We start from the raw sequence: 19,249 nt of genomic DNA, 5'->3' as shown, positions 1-19,249 counted from the left end.
ATTAAGTAAGAACATTTGAGATTTTATGATTAAATTGGTTGTATGAGAACAAATCCCGATGTACTTATTATTGGAGGCGGTCTTGCTGGTCTGGCAAGCGCTTTACACTTATCCAAAAAAGGATTGAAGGTAATTCTTATCGAAAAAAATACGTATCCAAAACATAAAGTCTGCGGAGAATATATCTCAAATGAAATCCTACCTTATTTATTTTGGTTGGATTTAGATGTTAGGGAACTTCACCCAACCAGTATTTCTAATTTTGAATTTACAGCACAAAACGGAAAAACAGCAAAAACCAAACTTCCATTAGGCGGTTTCGGAATCAGCCGTTATGCATTGGATAATTTCTTGTTTGAAAAAGCAACCAAAAATGGCTGTACCATTATAACCGATCACGTCTCTCATATTTCTTTTGAAAATGACATTTTTACTGTCACTACTTCTGAAGAAATTCTTTCATCAAAAATAGTCTTAGGCGCTTACGGCAAAAGATCAAATATTGATCAGGTTTTGTCAAGAAATTTCATTTCTAAAAAATCACCTTGGCTTGCCGTAAAAGGACATTACAAAGGAAATTTTGACGAAAGTCTTGTTGCTTTGTACAATTTTCAAGGCGGTTATTGCGGCGTTTCAAAAGTTGAAAACGACGTTATCAATATTTGCTATTTAGCCGATTTTGATACTTTTAAAAAATACAAAAACATCGAAGAGTACCAAAAATCAGTGCTTTATAAAAATAAAAAACTGAAAGCTATTTTTGAAAATAGCACTTCCCTATTCGAAAAACCTTTAACAATCAGTCAGATTTCATTCGATAAAAAAGAACCTGTAGAAAATCACATTTTAATGATTGGAGATACCGCAGGATTAATTCATCCCATGTGCGGCAACGGAATGGCAATGGCAATTCATAGCGCTAAAATAGCTTCTGAGCTTGTGCTTGATTTTTATTATGGAAAAATAGAATCGAGAAATGAATTCGAAAAAAAATACATTAAAGAATGGAAAAAGCATTTTAGCAAAAGATTATTCTTTGGTAGAATTTTAGCCAAAGCGCTGACACATAAAAATTTGACTCATATCATGACAACCGTTGCAGCATCCATTCCTGTTTTACTTTCGTTCATTATAAAACAAACGCATGGCCGACCAATAACAATTGAATAAATGGGTGTAAACACTAAATATAGAACAGAAGAAATTGAAATAATGGATGACTTTTCGCTTCAAAGCGAAGAGCTTATTGGCGCGTTAGATCAAATTGCTTCTATTAATCAATTGCTTGGAGGAAATAAACTGACGCTTCACGGCATAAAAGAGCTTTTAAAAAAGACGGATACTTCTCAAACCATTACCATCGCCGATATTGGATGCGGAAATGGAGACATGCTGAGAATGCTTGCCAAATATGGAAAAAAGCGAAATCTCAAATTCAAATTAATTGGAATCGACGCCAATGCTTTTACCATTGATTATGCGAAGAATCTTTCCAAAGATTTTCCAAATATTGAGTATAGTTGCATGGATATTTTTACCGAAGATTTCAATCAGTTAAAATATGACATTGTTTTGTGCACATTAACGCTGCATCATTTTACAACCAATCAAATTGCAGAACTAATCCATATTTTAAACCAAAATGCTTCAATTGGAATTGTCGTAAATGATCTTCATAGAAGCAAAATTGCGTATCGATTGTTTGAGCTAATAAGCGTTGTTTTCAATCTCAATGCAATGTCGCGTAACGATGGTTTGATTTCTATTTTAAAGGGATTCAAAAAAAACGAATTGGAGCATTTCTCCGAAAAACTAAATTTAAAAAACTATTCCATAAACTGGAAATGGGCTTTTCGCTACCAGTGGATAATTACTAAAATATGAGTGTAAAGATAATCACGGCTGTTAAACAGCTTCCGCAATATTCTCGAACGACCGAAGAAATACTTCCGTTTATAGACGTATGGCTTGAAGGTCAGGAAGAGCGTTTTATCAAAAAAGTAAAGAAGATATTTGAAGGCGCTTCTGTAGACAAGCGCTATTCCATCATGGATCCTTCGGAAGTTTTTACAGCTACTTCATTCGAAGAAAAAAATGATATTTATAGCCGCGAAATGATTGTTCTCGGACATCAAGTTCTCGAAAAAGCATTAGAAAAAACAGGCTGGGATCCGCAGAGTTTAGATTATATTATTACGGTAAGCTGTACCGGAATTATGATTCCTTCGCTTGACGCTTATCTGATTAATAAAATGAAATTAAGACAAGATATTGTTCGTCTTCCTGTAACCGAAATGGGCTGTGCAGCAGGAATTTCGGGAATTATTTATGCCAAGAATTTTCTAAAATCGAATCCTGGAAAACGTGCTGCAGTGATAGCAGTAGAATCACCAACTGCCACTTTTCAGCTCGATGATTTCTCAATGCCGAATATTGTAAGTGCTGCTATTTTTGGAGATGGCGCGGCTTGCTGTTTATTGTCTTCAAAAGAAGAAGATGCTGGTCCTGAAATTCTAGATGAACAGATGTATCATTTTTATGATGCCGAACATATGATGGGCTTTAAATTAACCAACGGCGGACTGCAAATGGTTCTCGATATTGAAGTTCCAGATACCATTGCTTCTCATTTTGGTGACATTATTCATCCTTTTCTAAAACAGAATAATCTTGAAATTAAAGATATTGATCACATGATTTTTCATCCCGGTGGAAAAAAAATCGTGACAACGGTTGAATCGCTTTTTGCTGGATTGGAAAAAAATATTGATGACACAAAAGAAATTCTCAAACAATACGGCAATATGTCGAGTGCAACCGTTTTATATGTTTTAGAAAACATTATGAATCGAAATCCGAAAAAAGGAGAAAAAGGTTTAATGCTGAGTTTTGGCCCAGGATTTTCCGCACAAAGAGTTTTATTGCAATGGTAATTTAAAAGCTTATGGAATTAAATGATATTATAAAACAGCTACCGTACAGCGAACCATTTTTGTTTGTAGATGAATTACTTCACGCAGATGAAAATGGCGTAACTGGAACTTATACTTTCAAAGAAAATCTTGATTTTTATAAAGGTCATTTCAAAAACAATCCTGTTACTCCAGGCGTTATTTTGACTGAAACAATGGCTCAGATTGGAATGGTTTGCTTGGGAATATTTCTATTAGGAAATGAATTGGGAGAAAATACCGTGATTGCCTTCACATCTGCCGATATGGAATTTTTAAAACCCGTTTATCCAAATGAAAAAGTAACCGTAACTTCGGAGAAATTGTTCTTTCGTTTTGGAAAATTAAAATGCAATGCGGTAATGAAAAATGAAGCTGGACAAGAAGTCTGCAGAGGTGTTTTGGCAGGAATGATAACAAAAAGATTATGAAAAAACGAGTTGTTATAACAGGTCTTGGAGTCGTTGCGCCAAATGGTGTTGGAATTCCTGCGTTTACTCATGCGCTGCAAAATGGCATTTCGGGTATTCGTCATGATTCTCAGCTGGAAGAATTGCAATTTTCTTGTCAGATTGTAGGTCAGCCGCCAATATCTGAAGAGTTGAAAGCGCAGTATTTTACAGAACTCGAACTTCGCGGATTTAACAGCACAGGGATTTTATACGGCGTTATTGCAGGCATGGAAGCTTGGAACAATGCGGGATTGCCAATAAATGAAAATCCAGATTGGGATAGCGGTGCCATCTTTGGAGCTGGAACTTCTGGAATTGATAAATTTCGCGAAAGCATTTATAAAATTGATGAATTGCAAGTCCGAAGATTAGGAAGCACCGTTGTGGCCCAAACCATGAACAGCGGTATTAGCGCTTATCTTGGAGGTAAAATTGGATTGGGAAATCAGGTTACAACCAATTCATCGGCTTGTACTACGGGAACTGAATCCATATTAATGGCTTATGACCGCATACAATCTGGACAAGCAAAACGGATATTAGCGGGAAGCACTTCTGACAGTGGTCCGTATATTTGGGGAGGATTTGACGCGCTTCGTGTCTGTTCTTCCAAGTTTAATGAGAGCCCCGAAGAAGGTTCAAGACCAATGAGTGCTTCGGCAGCAGGATTTGTTCCTGGAAGTGGCGCAGGAGCTTTTGTAATTGAAGATTTGGAAAGCGCTTTAGAACGCAACGCTACTATTTATGCCGAAATATTGGGCGGAAATGTCAATTCGGGCGGACAGCGCGATGGCGGAAGTATGACCGCTCCAAACAGCACAGCCGTTCAAAGATGCATTAAAAGTGCTCTAGAAAATGCAGGAATACATCCAAACGAAATTGATGCCATCAACGGACATTTAACGGCTACTACAAAAGATAGTTTGGAAATTGAAAATTGGGCAAAAGCATTAGACCGAAGCAGTTCTGATTTTCCATTTATTAATTCGCTGAAAAGCTTAACTGGACATTGTTTAAGTGCTTCTGGAAGTATTGAAAGTGTTGCTACAGCATTACAACTTTATGAAGGTTTTTTATTTGGAAATAAAAACTGCTCTGATCTTCATCCTGAAATTGCAGCACTACTTGATCCTTCAAAAGTGCTTTTGGAAACTATTAAAACTAACCCCAAAATAATTGCAAAAGCCAGTTTTGGTTTTGGCGATGTAAACGCGTGTGTAATATTTAAAAAATTCGAAAATTAAAATGGACAGACAAGAACTTACCGCAAGATTAAAAGTAATTATAAAGCCTTTTGCAACCAACACAGAAGCTTACGACAATTTAACTGAAGAAACAGACTTCATTAAAGATCTCAATATAAACTCGGCTAATTTGGTTGATATTGTGCTTGATATTGAAGAAAATTTCGACATCGTAATTGATAATGCCGATATGGAACGAATGCTTGATGTTAAAACTGCTTTGGAAATCATCGAAACCAAACTCGCAGCAAAATGATTGGCAATGACATTATAGATCTCGCGCAGTCACGTAAAGAAAGCAATTGGCAACGGAAAGGTTTTATAGAAAAGCTTTTCACGGCTGATGAACAACAACTTATAAAAAATTATGATAAACCAGAAGTCATCGTTTGGCTTTTGTGGAGCATGAAAGAGGCTGCGTATAAAATCTATAATCGTCAGACCAAAATTCGCGAATTCAGTCCCAAAAAGCTTGTTTGTTTTATAGATTCATTAGATATAAATAATTCATTTGGGAAAGTGATTTGTGATAAAAATATTTATCACACTAAAACTATTTTATCATTAGAAAGCATTCATACAGTTGCTGTTACCAATTTTAAAGATATAAATAATGTGATAGAAGTTGAAAACAAAGAAATCGTAAAAGACGAAAATGGTATTCCGTATTTGAAAATTTCTTCGAATAAGCTTCAAGATATTTCAATTAGCCATCATGGGCGATTTGAAAAGCGGATTATTATAAAAAACTAATTTAATCATCTAATTACCAAATACCCTATTACAGGAGTTTCTATTCAGAATATTCTTTATATTTGATTTATATGTTAAATTCGTATTCACCCGAAAGCAAAAATCTATGAAAATACTTTTTACAAAAACGGTATTGCTTTTACTTTTCTTAACCTTATTTTCTTGTGAAAATAAAAAACCAAAACCAGTCGCAAAACCTGCCTATAAAGCGGGTGTAATTTTATCTTTTGATGATGCTTATGTCGACGAATGGTCGGAAGCTGATCAAGTTTTGCGAAAATATTCTTGGAAAGCGACTTTTAACGTCTGCAGAATAGATTCGATTGGAGCTCCTGAAATTAAAAAACTGCTTGAAATGCAAAAATACGGTCATGAGATTGCCGGACATGGCTATCATCATTACAATGCAGTTAAGTTCACGCAAAAATATAGCGTCAAAGAATATCTAAAACAGGAAATCGATCCGATGATTATTTCTATGAAAAAAAAATCTTTCAACGTTACTTCCTTTGCTTATCCTTATGGCGAAAGATCAGATTCGCTGGACAAAGCACTATCTCCTCTTTTTAAAATTATTAGAGGAAGAGCATTTGGAGGTGAAATTCCAGAAAAGCAAGACAGCTATTTTAATAATTCTAAAATTGTATTTGCATTCGATATTGATAACAGCCACATTCATTTTAGCATTCCGTATGTATTGGAGTTATTAGATTATGCCAAAAAGAACAATAAAATTCTACTTTTATGCGGTCATAAACCAGTAAAAGAGGTCACAGAAAATTATCAGGTAAAAATCGAAACTTTAGAATTTATATGCAAATACATGAAACTGAATGATCTTAAATTCTATAAACTTTCAGATTTAGATAATTTGCTTCCGCCACAGCTTTAATCCAGAAAATAGAAATTATAAACAATGAAGATCCATCTTATTTTTATGCTGGCTGTCGTAACGGTTTGTCAGGCTCAAATAAAAAAAACTGTAATCAAAGCTTCTTCAAAAATCTGTTATATAAAAGAAGATAATGAAGAAAAAACAAAATGGCATTTAGATCCAAAAGCAAAACCAGATTTATACGTAACAAATAAAACTCCCAAAGAGAAAACGGTAACTTTTTACACCAATGAAGATTCCATCGTCATAAAATTAAAACCTGGAAAAAAGTTCGATTTTGCAGTCCTTTTAAATAATACCGACAGCTGTTATACACGAGTTGAATGTCCGCCTTTACAAAACTTTTCAAAACTCAAACCAGAAATACACGATACAATTCCTTTTGTGCTTTCAGAATATAACAATATCATTTTCAAGGTTAAATTAGACGACAAAGAAACGCTGGATTTAAAATTTGATTCAGGAACAACAGATTTTCTTTTAACGAACGATATGCTCAATCAGCTAAAATTAAGTAATTTAAAAGGTCATAGTTTTAAACTAGGAAATCAAATTTGGAAAGATCAGGAAATTTATCCTGTAGAGTTAACTGGACAAGGAACTGTGGGGCGTTTTGGCTGGAATCTATTTGATGGCAAAATTGTAGAAATCGATTATGATAAAAAGCTTTTTATAATTCATTCTAAACTGTCCAAAAGAAACAAAGAGTACATAAAATTGGATATGGAATTTACACATACTTTGTTTTGCATTCAAGGACAGCTTCAAATAAAGAACACGTTTTATAAAGGACGTTTCCTTTTTGATAATGGCTATCAGCGTACCGTAATGCTTGATCAGCAGATAATGCAGGAACAGCAATACCCTAAAGAAAGTTTGCCTGTTATCAAAAAAGTAATTTTAAAGAACGGAAAAGGAGAAGAAGTTCCAGTTATAACTGTAAGAAATGAAAAACTTTATTTAGGAAATTTATGTCTGAATGATGTTCCTGTACAATTACTAACAAAAGACAATCCTGCCCGATTTAAAACTCATATTCTTGGTAGCGAAGTTTTAAAAAGATTTAATACCATTTTAGATTTTCAGAAAAACAAAGTCTACTTAAAACCTAATTCATTATGGAATGAACCTTACACTGAAGGCTCATAAAAGAATGACATTTATAGAAAAACTAAACGAATCTAATTCAAGATTTTTTTTCAGAGAATAGAATAACTTTTAATTACTTTTATCACTTTAAAACTCATTGATCAGGTATGGGTTTTCTATTCAGCAATATTAATCGGTAATGAATAAAGTTTTATTAGTCGAAGACGATCCAAGAGTTGCTTCTTTTATAACAAGAGGACTCGAAGAACAATTGTATCAGGTAAAAAACGTCAGCAAAGGTTTTGATGCCATTAATGAAGTAATGGAAAATACCTACGACATTATCATTCTCGATATTATGCTTTCTGATATTTCTGGTTTTGAAGTCTGCGAGGTTTTAAGAAATCGAAAAATAATCGTTCCTATTCTTATTTTAAGCGCACTCGACACTCCACAAGAAAAAGTGAGAGGATTAAAAGCCGGAGCCGACGATTACTTGGCAAAACCCTTTTTGTTTGAAGAACTTCTGGCGCGAATAAATGCACAGCTTCGTCGTACAGAATTTAGTTCTGGTGTTTTAGATTTCCAGTCTTATGCGGGAATCAAAATCAATATGAAAGAGCAAAGTGCCAGCAGAGACGGTAAAGAACTGAATCTTTCTTCTCGAGAATTAAAGCTTTTGATCTTTTTTATGAAAAACAGAGAAACCGCTTTGTCCCGAATTGCTATTGCTGAAGCCGTTTGGCATATGGATCTCGACATGAGCATAAATACGGTTGATGTTTATATTAATTATTTAAGAAATAAAGTCGACAAGAATTTTTCTTTTCCGCTAATTCATACTGTAAAAGGTACTGGATATATGCTTAAAAATAAGGTTCATGAATCTTAAGAATAAACTTGCCAGAAATTCTACACTGCTTTTTGCTTTTATCTTAGGCCTTGTTCTTATTGGATCTTTTTTGCTTTTTAAAAGCCACAGAAAAGATTTGTATTATGAAAAGCTTGAAGACAACGCTTTAATCACTGCTTTTTTCTATTTTGAAAAAGATGAAATTAGAAAAATGGACAGTGTCAGTTATAAAGACATAGAAACGCAATTCAATAAAATTGCCAATCAATCTATCCGAATTTATAATGCTAAAACGAAGAAACTCTATTTGCGCGATGATGTTCCTGTTGTATTAAGTGATCGAAACTTAAAAGCTATTTCACGCGACCAAATTCTGCATTTTACAATCGATCAGAGGCAATTTAGCGGATTATATTACAAAGACAATCAAGGTGATTTTATTATTGTTGTTTCTGGAATTGATGATGTTGGAAATCAGCAGTTAGAAATGCTTGCCATTGTATTTTTTAGTTTTTATCTGGCAGGAATTGCGCTTAATTATCTTTTAGGACGATTTTTAGCAAGACAAACTTTCAGACCTTTTGCAGATGTAATTTCGAAGGTAAATACCATTACAACAGAAAATCTTCATTCGAGACTTGAAATGCCAACGGTTAGCGGAAAAGATGAAATAAAAGAACTTATTACAACTTTTAATTATCTTTTAGAAAGACTTGAAAAAGGTGTTGCGATTCAGAAAAACTTTTTAAAAAATGCTTCACATGAACTAAAAACTCCACTTACTTTTATTATTGGAGATATCGATGTTTCGTTACAGCATCCTAGAACCAACGCACAATATGAAGAAGTCTTAAAATCACTTCGAAAAGATACTTTCCATTTGAAATCGACTCTAGATGGATTGCTCATTCTGTCTGGATTAGAACTTTCAGAACCTGACCAGATGGAAATGGTAAGAATTGATGAAATTTTATGGAATATACTCGAAAAGAAAAACATCGAATATCCTGAAGTAAAAGTTACGCTTAACTTGGATGCCATTGCCAATAATGAAGATTTATTGTCTGTAAATGGCAACAGACATATGCTTTTTATTGCTTTGTATAATATTATAGACAATGCCATTAAATTCTCTTTTCCTTCGCAAGTAAATGTAGTTGCTTCTGAAAATGAAGAAAAGCTTCTTTTAAAAATAATAGATCAAGGTTCTGGTATTGATGAAAAAGACATTGCTTTGATTTTTGATTTATTTTTTAGAAGTGATCGCACGAGACATATTCAAGGGCAAGGATTAGGGCTTTTTATTACAATGCAAATTCTTAAGCGCCATAACATCGATTTAACAGTAGATTCTGAACTTGAAAAAGGCACTGTTTTCTCTCTCCTATTTCCTTAATTTTTTTAATAAAAACAAAGTCTTTTCTTGGTCAGAAAAACTGTTTTTTATCAATTCGTAACATTTACATAATACTCTAATCTATCTCTAATCTTGTTTAAATCTATCTCTAATCCCTTATTTTATGAGATCTGAGACAAACTGCTTGATAATAAAGCGATAGCTATTTTTTCATTAAATAACATCTTCATCATTTTAAATTAACAAAGAATTGTTTTTTGATTTTTCGTTAACATAAGCCTTAAATCGAATTGAAGCAAAGAGATTTTATTTGTCGTGGATAAAAACTAATAAATAACATGACAAAACTAAAACTCTTTTTTTCGGCTTTGATGCTTCTTACCGCAGGAAGTATTTTTGCCCAGATTACAACCTCGTCCTTGTCTGCAAAAGTCAATGATGGAACAAGTGCTGTTATCGATGCAGATGTTACCCTAACACATTTGCCTACAAATGCGGTTTACAGAGCAAAAACAGACAAACAAGGTAGGTTTAGCTTCGAAAACTTAAATGCGGGTGGGCCTTACGAATTAGAAATAAAAAGTAACGACACGAAAGATTACTCAAATGCACAGATTTTTTTAGCTCTTGGCGAAAATGATCTGCCAACAATTGTAGTTGGAAAAGCAGATAATAATGTATTAGAAGAAGTAGTAATTACAAGTTCTAAACCTTCTTCTAAAAACAATGGTACAAGTATTAATGAAAAACAAGTAAACGCACTTCCTTTAATCAATAGAGGAATTCAGGATGTTACAAAACTTGTTCCTCAAAGTTCTAACAACTCTTTTGCAGGTACCAATTTTAGATACAACAACGTTACAATTGACGGTTCGATAAATAATGATGCTATTGGATTTAGTCCGTCTTTAGGAGGACAATCTGGAACTTCTGGAATGCCAGGAAGCAGTACGCGTTCAAATTCTATCAGTTTAGATGCGATTCAAGATATTCAGGTTTATATTGCTCCTTATGATATTAAATTAGGAAACTTTTTAGGAGGAAGTGTAAATGCTGTGACAAGAAGCGGAACAAACACTGTGAGCGGATCTATTTACAGTTACGGAAGAAGTGCAGCTATAACTGGTCCTAACAATGCTGGAGATGGCTCAAAAATGCCAAGTTCTTTTGGAGATTATCAAGTAGGTTTTAGATTAGGATTGCCAATTATTAAAGATAAATTGTTCTTCTTTACTAATATGGAATATGCAGAAAGAACAGATCCTGTTTTTTATAATGCTGGTTCAACAGATTCTAACGGAAAATTAACTTCATTAGTTGATAACGCAACTGCAGAACAGATTTCGCAATTCGTAAAATCAAACTACGGATTTGATCCAGGAACTTATGGTTCATACAATAACTTTTCTAAGAGCCAGAAATTCTTCAATAAGATTGACTGGAAAATCAATGAGAAAAACTCACTTTCATTACGAAACAATACAGTTATTTCTCAAGCAACAAACTTAGAACGTGATGCTGCAAACTTTAGATTTGCAAGTATGGATTTTACTCAGAAAAACCAAGCTATCAGTACGGTTTTAGAATTAAAAACGCACTTCAACAGCCAATGGTCTAACTCTTTTATTGCAAGTTATTCAGCAATAAAAGATTATCGTGATCCAAAATCTAGTAATATCATGTTTCCTCAAACAGAAATTGGTTACAATGGAGGAACAATTTTCTTAGGAAATGATCGTGAAGCAACTGTTTTCAATATGAAACAAAACACTGCTGAAATCACTGACAACTTAACTTATAAAACAGGAAATCATACTTTATTATTTGGTACTCACAATGAATTTTACGACATCAATTACGGTTTTGTAAATGCACTTAACGGAAGAGTTTCATACAAATCTCTTGATGATTTCTTCAATAAACTGCCTACTCGTGTTCGTGGAACTTATCCGTTTGATGGTTCAACAAGAGACGAAATCTTCAATAATCCGTATGCTAAATTCAAAATAAACATGTATAGCGCTTACGTTCAAGACGAAATTAGAATTGGAGACAAATTAAAAGTAGTTCCAGGTGTTCGTGTAGATTATACTGATTTACCAAACAAACCTAAATTGAGCGAACAAGTACAAAATTCTCCTGAAGATCCAAATTACGGAACAACTTATACGTATACGCCATTAAATCAAATCAAAAACAACTTCTTTAGTTCAGCATTAGTTTCGCCAAGAGTTGGATTTACTTACAATGTAGATGAAGATAAAACGTTTGTTATTAGAGGTGGATCTGGTGTATTTACAGGAAGAATTCCGTTTGCCTGGTTAGGTTATGCTTATTACAATGATGGTGTTGGATATGGAAGTTATGACAAAAACAATTTAACTGCTGCTCAAGTTGCAGCTGCAGGAGATCCTTTGGCAACTGGCGGACTTAATGGTTACCACGATGCTACACCAAAAGTACAAGCCGATTTAGTTGATAATAATTTTAAAATGCCAGCTGTTTTAAGAAACTCATTGGCTTTTGACAAAATAATTGACGGTTACAAATTTACTCTTGAAGGTATGTACACAAAAGTAATTCGTGACTTAGAATTCCAACAAGTAAATAAAACGGACAATCCAACTTATTTTTCTTATGATACTAAACACGAAATGCCAATTTATGCAGCAAACATAAATTCTGCTTTTTCTAATGCTTATTTGTTATCAAACACAAATAAAGGATACCGTTACAGTATTACTGAAATGATTTCTAAAACTTACGATTTTGGTTTCAATTTTATGTTGGCTTATACTTACGGAGATTCTAGAGATATCACAAACGGAATTCGTAACTCTATGGAAAGTAACTTCCAGATGAACCAATCTTTAACTCCAAATAATCCTCAATTGGCAACTTCTAACTTTAATATCAAACACAGAATTGTTTCTAATGTAGGTTACGGCGTAAAAGTTGCTCCAAACAACACTTTATCAGCAAATGTATATTTCAATGCACAATCAGGAAATCCGTTTTCTTGGGGATTTGTTAACTCAACAATTGCAGGAACTGGACAGGCGGCAGGTTTAGCTTACATCTTTAAAGATGCAGCAGAAGCAGCAAAATATATTGGAGTGAGTTCTGCAGGAGTTCCTTCTGCAACGGCAGCGCAGCAAGTAGCAGATTACGAAGCTTTCATTAACGGAAATGATTATTTAAAAAGCCGTAGAGGAAACTTCACAGAAAGAAACGGAGATACAACTCCTTGGAACATTCAAGCCGATTTAAAATTAATGGATGAAATTCAGGTTACTAAAGTTGGAACTTTCCAAATTTCGTTCAGCATGGCAAATATCGGAAACCTTATCAACAAAGATTGGGGAAGAAGTTATTTTGTTCCAAACACTTATAATTCAACAGCAAGTCTTGGTTTAACCAAATCAGGAAACTTAGGCGGAGTTGCAACAGGCGATCCTACTTATACTTTCCAAAAACCAAGTACTTCACCTTATACTGTAGATCAATTAGCTTCAAGATTCCAAGGTCAACTTGGCTTAAGATATTCGTTCTAAAAGATGTGTTTTTTTTATTTTTGATTATCTCTCAGTTTCTGTTTTATGAAACTGGGAGATTTTTCTTTAAACTCATAAAACAAAAAACCACTCTCAAAAAAGAGAGCGGCTTAAACAAACCAAAATTTAAATAAATGCTACTTTTATAAAGGTAGAATATTGTAATTCGTTCCTTTTTTAGTGTTAAATGTCGCGGTATAACCAATAGACGATTTCTCGCTTTTTATATTGAGTTTTTCAATAATAAAAGGCTCTGCAGATCTTATTGTGCAAATACCATCATTATTAGACAAAACCTTAGCTTGACTCATTTTGCCATTATTCCATTTTATATCTACAGTAAAATTGCCTTTGGCTTTAATGCCTTTGATTTCTCCATCTGCCCAAGCGTCTGGTAAAGCCGGAAGCAAATGAATTTCTTTGTTCTGACTTTGCAATAGCATTTCTATAACTCCTGCTGTTCCAGCAAAATTTCCATCAATCTGAAAAGGTGGATGTGCATCAAACAAATTCGGGTAACATCCTCCATGCCTGCTGTATTCCGTATTATTTTCTTTGGTTAATCTCAACTGATTCTTGAATAATCGATAAGCATGATTTCCGTCTAAAAGTCTTGCCCACATATTTACTTTCCAAGCCAAACTCCATCCGGTTCCATCATCTCCGCGAAGTTCTAGCGTTTTTTTAGCTGCATCGGCCAATTCTGGCGTTTTCAATGGCGAAATCAAATTAGCAGGATGCAAAGCATAAAGATGCGAAGTGTGCCTATGATGCGGATCTTCTTCTTCAAAATCTTTATACCATTCTAACAATTGTCCCTTACTGCCTATTTGAAAAGGAAGTAATTCACTTCCAGCTTTGTCTACTTTTTTTCTGAATTCTAAATCAATATTTAAAACTTTTGAAGCCTCGACTGTATTTTCGAACAAATCTTTAATAATTCCAATATCCATTGTAGAAGCCGTCGTTACAGTCCCTTTCTTTTTGCCGTCGTAATAAAACATGTTTTCTGGCGAAGTCGAAGGCATTGTTACCAAATACCCATCTTTATCCTTTTGCAACCATTCTAAACTAAACTCAGCCGCGCCTTTAATGATCGGATATACTTTTCTTAAATATGCTGTATCGCCTGTATATTCATAATGTTCCCACAAATGTCTGCTTAACCAGTTTGCTCCCATATACCAGTTTGCCCACATCGGGTCTCCTTTACCAAAATCTCCAACAGGATTGGTCATCGCCCAGATATCTGAATTATGATGCAAAACCCAACCATTAGCATGGTAATAACTTTTTGCTGTTTCCGCTCCTGTCACAGAAACATTTTTAATGAATTCGTCAAGCGGAAAAAACAATTCAGACAAATTTCCAGATTCTACTGGCCAATAATTCATCTGTAAATTAATGTTTGTAGTGTAATTACTGCTCCAAGGTGCACGAAGTTTATTGTTCCAAATTCCTTGCAAGTTTGCAGGAGTATTGTGTGTGCGTGAAGACGAAATCAATAAATAACGTCCAAACTGAAAAAATAAAGCTTCTAATCCTGCATCATTTTCCCCTTTTGCGTAATGCTCTAATCTTATGTCTGTAGCCAGATTGGCTTTGCTGGTTTCGTTTTCATTCAATTTTAATGAAACTCTATTGAAGAGTTTTTGAAAATCAGTAATATGCTCTTTTAATAAATTATCATACTTTTTGCCAACCGCTTTCTTAATCGGATTTTCAGCCAATTGATGCTCATTTTTACCTTGACTGTCTGGACATTTATCAAATCCGTTGAAACTTGTCGCGGCTGAAACAAAAAGCAAAATTTCTGAAGCATTTTTTATGACCAGTTTATTTCCGTCAGCACTTATTTCTCCATCTTTTATAACTGGTTTAATAATCAGTTCAAAACGCATTCCTCTGCATCCAGATGGATCTTCATAAACAATTGGTTCTTTATTGTAGTCAATATAATTCGGATCTGAGTGAGAAGGCGCTTTTCCTTTTAAAACCAATGCTTTATCGTTTATTGATTTTTCGTTTCGCAAAAGACTCGTCGCATCAAGTGTAACTGAAAGTTTCTTTACTTGATCTGCAGAAAGTTTAATTACAATGCATTGCGCAGGTGCAGAAGCAAAGATTTCTCTTTTATAATTTACACCACCAACTTTGAAATCTGTTGTTGCTAATCCTGTTTGTAAATCTAGACTTCTATTATAAGAATCCGTTTTTTGCCCTCCAAAATCCTGTTTCAGAATAAGATCTCCCAAAGGCATAAAACTCTCACTATAAGCTCCCTGCATATTTTTAGTAAGCTGATATGCCTTCTCGAAATCTTCATTTCTCAGCGCTTCTCTAATTAAAGCAAGATTCTTAAAAGCATCTGGATTTACGTTTTTCTGCACAGGTCCTCCACTCCATAAAGTAGCTTCATTCAACTGAATTAATTCAGAATCTACTCTTCCAAAAACCATTGCACCCAAAGTACCATTTCCAATTGGCAACGCTTCTGTCCATTCCACAGCTGGCTGATTGTATTGCAATTTCAAATCCTGCGCATAACCAGAAAATCCAGTTACTAACAGAATTACAAAAACCTTTTTAAGACAATGATGAAACATGGTATTTTAATTAATAATTTATAATTAACAATTCACAATTAATTGATTTTCAATTTTAAAACTGTTATCGAATAAGCAGGAAGATCCAAATCTTGTTTTCCTTTTGTGATTTTATATTCGCTTTGTTTTGGAGTGATTTTTTTTGGATCAGCAAAAGTATTTTCGTCTTGCGTATTTGAGCTTGACAATCTTATAATAGAACCTTTAGAACCTAATTTTGCTCCTTTTAAATCAATGCTAACTTCTTGACTTGAAGCTGCTGTATTAACCAGTTTTACGATAATTTCTTTGCTATGTATGTCTTTTACTGCCGATGCATACAAATCATTTTGACCAATTAACGCTTTTCCGTCTTTTGTAATATTTAAAAGATCTGTTCCTTTATTGGTCGAAAATAATTGCTGCACATAATAATTCGCTGAACCGTAAGATTCTAAATTATTAAACCAAATCATATCAGGTGTCCATTGCCAAGCATCTTCATGAGCCATTAAAGGTGCGTAAGACGATAATTGAACTACTTCTGCATTTCTTTCTAATCCTGTCATAAAAGCAGCCTCAGAAAATGCACATTCCCAATTGTTTCTATTATTCGGATTTGCTCCTGAAACACTTTGCGCCGCATATTCTCCTGCAAATATTTTTGGCCCTTTTCTATCATAATTATCGTAACGACCGGCATTTTCTCTAAACCATTTCGGACTTTCATAATAATGTTCGTCTACCAATTCTGCATTCAGCTTTTTAAGTTCAGCCATAGCATAATCAAAATGTTCTCCTTTTGGCGAAGGCCCGCTTCCAGAAACTATGATGATATTTGGGTATTTTGCTTTTATTGCTTTTTCAAAAACTTTGTAGCGATCAATATAATCTGGTCCCCATTGCTCGTTTCCAACTCCAATATATTTTAAATTAAATGGTTTAGGATGTCCCATATCCGAACGGATTTTTCCCCAAGTTGTCGTAACAGCGCCATTGGCAAATTCGATCAAATCTAAAGCATCTTGAATGTATGGATCCAATTCATCCATCGGAGCTAATTCTCCTGTGTTGTATTGACAAGCCATTCCACAGCTTAAAATTGGCAAAGGTTCTGCTCCAATATCTTCTGAAAGCTGAAAATATTCGTAAAATCCTAATCCGAAGCTTTGGAAATAATCAGGAGTTTGCTTGTGATTGAATTCGACATTCCAACGGTTCATCATGGTTTTTCTCTCCTCAACATTTCCAACCGATTTTTTCCATTGATAACGATCAGATAAAGTTCTTCCTTCAACAATACAGCCTCCAGGAAAACGTAAAAATCCAGGTTTTACATCATACAAAAGTTGTACAAGATCTTTTCTAAGTCCGTTTTTTCTCCCTTTCCAAGTATCTTCAGGAAACAACGAAATCATATCTAAATCAATCGTTCCTGTTCCTTCAAAAGTCAGTTTTAGCTTTGCTTTTGCTTCTGTTTGTGTACCGATAATTTGTGCTGTGTAATTTGTCCATTTTTCTGATTTTGGAACAATACTCGTTTCTCCAATTACCTTTTGATCTTTATCTATTAATTGAACAATAATTTTTTTAATTGCTCCATTAGGATTCGCCGCTTTCAAAGAAAGATTGTATTTGGCATCTTTCTTCACTCCCATTCCTCTAAATCCTTCATTTATTAAAGCATAACCTTTGTCATTGTTAATCTCCACTCGACAGAAATTGGTATTAGTAGCCGATAAATTTATTGGCGTGGCACTACCCGATTCTTTATTCATAGAAGATCTTTTGGTATTAGGCTGCTCCCAACCCATTAAAGGTTTATCAAATTCAAAAGATCTGTTTTTAATCATTTCAGCGTATAATCCTCCATCTGCAGCAAAATTGATGTCTTCAAAAAACAAACCGAACATTGTTGGCTGAATTTTAGTAATCGTTTTTGAAGCATCAACTTCTAAAGTCGCTTTTTGAGCATTTAGATAAAAACTGCTCATTAATAGACCGCAAATAGTAAATTTTCTGATATTGTTTTTCATAATTTTGGTATGAGATGGTTATTTTTTTACTGCCTCTAATTTAGCAGGAAAAGCCGATTCTCCATCTAAATTAATCACTTTTAAAACATCAACATTTTTACTTTCAACAGCATATTTAAAATAATCTGGTTTGTTTTTTCCCCATTGAACAGTACAATTTTGAACTTTAATACTTTCAGCGTTATCAAAATAAAAACCTGATGTACTTCCTTTTACAAAACCTTCTACATTTGCTGGGCGTCTGTCATATAATCCGCCTTGAAAAGAAGTTGTTTTATCAATAAAAACACTCACATTATCAAAAACAATATTCTTGATTTTATCTTTAGATTCCCCGCTTACAAACACACCGTTTTCTCCTGTGCATTGAATATTAGAAAAATAGATGTTTCTAATTTCTCCCACTTTTCCTTCTGTTGCTCCTTTTGGAAAACGCCAATTCGCATCTTTATGATTCCCTTTTGCTCTGCTGAAAGCTGTAACATAAATTGGTTCTGCTTTTCCCCACCAAGTATCTGTATTCAATTTACTTTCTATAATGATATTAGAAAAAATAACATCGCTTACCGTTCCTTCATCTCTGTTCTGAATTCCTAAAGCACGATTACTGTTTTTAATGATACAATTATTAAAAACAACTTGTCTAATCGCGTCCATATTTTCTGAACCAATTTTAATTGCACAGCTACTGCTTGTCATGGTACAATTGGTCACCGTAATATTCTCGCAAGCGCCAAATTCTTCAAATTCTCTTCTGTTTTTCAAACAAATGCAATCGTCACCACTTTCAATGTAACAATCGCTGATTCTAACATTTTTTGAATGATCCAAATCGATTCCGTCACTGTTACGCACTTTTAAGCTGTTCAATAAAGTAATTCCGCTGATTACAACATCATTACAACCAATTAAATGCACAGTCCAATAAGCTGAATTTCCAATATGAACATCTTTGATTCTGATATTTTTTCCGCCAATAATCGTCAAAACGTGAGGTCTTGGATCTAGAACATTAAACGGTTTCAACACATAAGCATCGTCTTGTTCTTCTCCCATAAAAGAAATTCCATTCCCATCTATTTTCCCGCTTCCGCTAATGGTAAAATCTTCTATATTTTCTCCTCCAATCCAGATCGTTCCTTCTCCGGGATTGGTTCTGAAAGCACTTTTTGTGTACAATTTTTCATCTGGACTTGCCAATAATTTAGCTCCAGCTTCAATATGCAAATCGACTTTTGATTTTACATCAATTGGTCCTGATAGAAAAGTAAATGGCGCCGGAATTAAGACTCTTCCTCCCGTTTTGCTGCATTCATCAATTGCTTTCTGAATTGCGGTTGCATCATTTGTTTTTCCGTCTCCTTTCGCTCCATATTTCTTAACGTCGTAGATTTTCTGTGCCGAAACAGTTAAGGAAATACAGAAAATAAGTATCGCGATTATAGATTTCTTTTTCATGTTTTTTATTTTTTTAATGCCA

15 protein-coding genes are annotated in these 19,249 nt (G+C 34.1%); 12 read left to right on the top strand and 3 right to left on the bottom strand.

Features of this window, described 5'->3' with window-relative positions; translation table 11 throughout:
• Window positions 1-42 precede the first annotated feature (42 nt).
• The 12 genes from DM444_RS03965 to DM444_RS03910 all read left to right on the top strand — a co-directional run bounded on the left by DM444_RS03965 (window position 43) and on the right by DM444_RS03910 (window position 13,148).
• Window positions 43-1,170: an NAD(P)/FAD-dependent oxidoreductase gene (locus DM444_RS03965; protein ID WP_111284208.1), complete on the top strand. Its 1,128-nt coding sequence runs from the start codon at window positions 43-45 to the stop codon at window positions 1,168-1,170.
• The gene (locus tag DM444_RS03960; protein WP_111284206.1) at window positions 1,171-1,884 is read left to right on the top strand and encodes a methyltransferase domain-containing protein; all 714 of its coding nucleotides are present in this window, start codon (window positions 1,171-1,173) and stop codon (window positions 1,882-1,884) included. It abuts the gene before it with no gap.
• Window positions 1,881-2,933, top strand: coding sequence for a type III polyketide synthase (locus tag DM444_RS03955; protein WP_111284204.1), 1,053 nt, complete (start codon window positions 1,881-1,883; stop codon window positions 2,931-2,933). Before DM444_RS03960 ends, DM444_RS03955 begins: the two co-directional genes overlap by 4 nt.
• Window positions 2,934-2,944: 11 nt before the next feature.
• Window positions 2,945-3,382 (top strand): 3-hydroxyacyl-ACP dehydratase FabZ family protein, encoded by a 438-nt coding sequence (locus tag DM444_RS03950; protein ID WP_111284201.1) that lies wholly within the window; start codon window positions 2,945-2,947, stop codon window positions 3,380-3,382.
• On the top strand, window positions 3,379-4,647 hold the full coding sequence (locus tag DM444_RS03945; protein WP_111284199.1) for a beta-ketoacyl-[acyl-carrier-protein] synthase family protein: 1,269 nt from the start codon (window positions 3,379-3,381) through the stop codon (window positions 4,645-4,647). The genes DM444_RS03950 and DM444_RS03945 overlap by 4 nt, the downstream gene beginning before the upstream one ends.
• 1 nt (window position 4,648) lies before the next feature.
• Entirely contained in the window at window positions 4,649-4,903 is a 255-nt protein-coding gene (locus DM444_RS03940) for an acyl carrier protein (RefSeq protein ID WP_111284197.1), read from the top strand.
• On the top strand, window positions 4,900-5,400 hold the full coding sequence (locus DM444_RS03935) for a 4'-phosphopantetheinyl transferase family protein (RefSeq protein ID WP_111284195.1): 501 nt from the start codon (window positions 4,900-4,902) through the stop codon (window positions 5,398-5,400). Before DM444_RS03940 ends, DM444_RS03935 begins: the two co-directional genes overlap by 4 nt.
• A 106-nt stretch (window positions 5,401-5,506) precedes the next feature.
• Complete coding sequence (locus tag DM444_RS03930) at window positions 5,507-6,292, top strand: polysaccharide deacetylase family protein (RefSeq protein ID WP_111284193.1); 786 nt, start codon at window positions 5,507-5,509, stop codon at window positions 6,290-6,292.
• Window positions 6,293-6,316: 24 nt separating this feature from the next.
• Window positions 6,317-7,444, top strand: a complete 1,128-nt coding sequence (locus DM444_RS03925) for a hypothetical protein (protein ID WP_111284191.1) — start codon at window positions 6,317-6,319, stop codon at window positions 7,442-7,444.
• Between the two features lie 139 nt (window positions 7,445-7,583).
• On the top strand, window positions 7,584-8,276 hold the full coding sequence (locus tag DM444_RS03920) for a response regulator transcription factor (RefSeq protein WP_111284189.1): 693 nt from the start codon (window positions 7,584-7,586) through the stop codon (window positions 8,274-8,276).
• On the top strand, window positions 8,266-9,633 hold the full coding sequence (locus DM444_RS03915) for a sensor histidine kinase (RefSeq protein ID WP_111284187.1): 1,368 nt from the start codon (window positions 8,266-8,268) through the stop codon (window positions 9,631-9,633). The genes DM444_RS03920 and DM444_RS03915 overlap by 11 nt, the downstream gene beginning before the upstream one ends.
• Before the next feature lie 299 nt (window positions 9,634-9,932).
• The gene (locus DM444_RS03910) at window positions 9,933-13,148 is read left to right on the top strand and encodes a TonB-dependent receptor (RefSeq protein ID WP_111284185.1); all 3,216 of its coding nucleotides are present in this window, start codon (window positions 9,933-9,935) and stop codon (window positions 13,146-13,148) included.
• A gap of 143 nt (window positions 13,149-13,291) precedes the next feature.
• Here DM444_RS03910 and DM444_RS03905 read toward each other — a convergent pair whose 3' ends face one another.
• Genes DM444_RS03905 through DM444_RS03895 form a run of 3 tightly spaced genes read right to left on the bottom strand, consistent with a single transcriptional unit; the run spans window position 13,292 to window position 19,227 of the window.
• Window positions 13,292-15,754 (bottom strand): glycoside hydrolase family 95 protein, encoded by a 2,463-nt coding sequence (locus tag DM444_RS03905; RefSeq protein ID WP_111284183.1) that lies wholly within the window; start codon window positions 15,752-15,754, stop codon window positions 13,292-13,294.
• 38 nt (window positions 15,755-15,792) lie between these two features.
• Complete coding sequence (locus tag DM444_RS03900; RefSeq protein WP_111284181.1) at window positions 15,793-17,769, bottom strand: alpha-L-arabinofuranosidase C-terminal domain-containing protein; 1,977 nt, start codon at window positions 17,767-17,769, stop codon at window positions 15,793-15,795.
• Between the two features lie 18 nt (window positions 17,770-17,787).
• On the bottom strand, window positions 17,788-19,227 hold the full coding sequence (locus DM444_RS03895) for a glycoside hydrolase family 28 protein (protein WP_111284179.1): 1,440 nt from the start codon (window positions 19,225-19,227) through the stop codon (window positions 17,788-17,790).
• Window positions 19,228-19,249: the final 22 nt, after the last annotated feature.

Source organism: Flavobacterium ginsenosidimutans, assembly GCF_003254625.1.
GTDB classification, from domain to species: domain Bacteria; phylum Bacteroidota; class Bacteroidia; order Flavobacteriales; family Flavobacteriaceae; genus Flavobacterium; species Flavobacterium ginsenosidimutans.
Note: the sequence above shows the minus strand (reverse complement) of the source record. Positions and strands in the feature narration are given on the sequence as shown.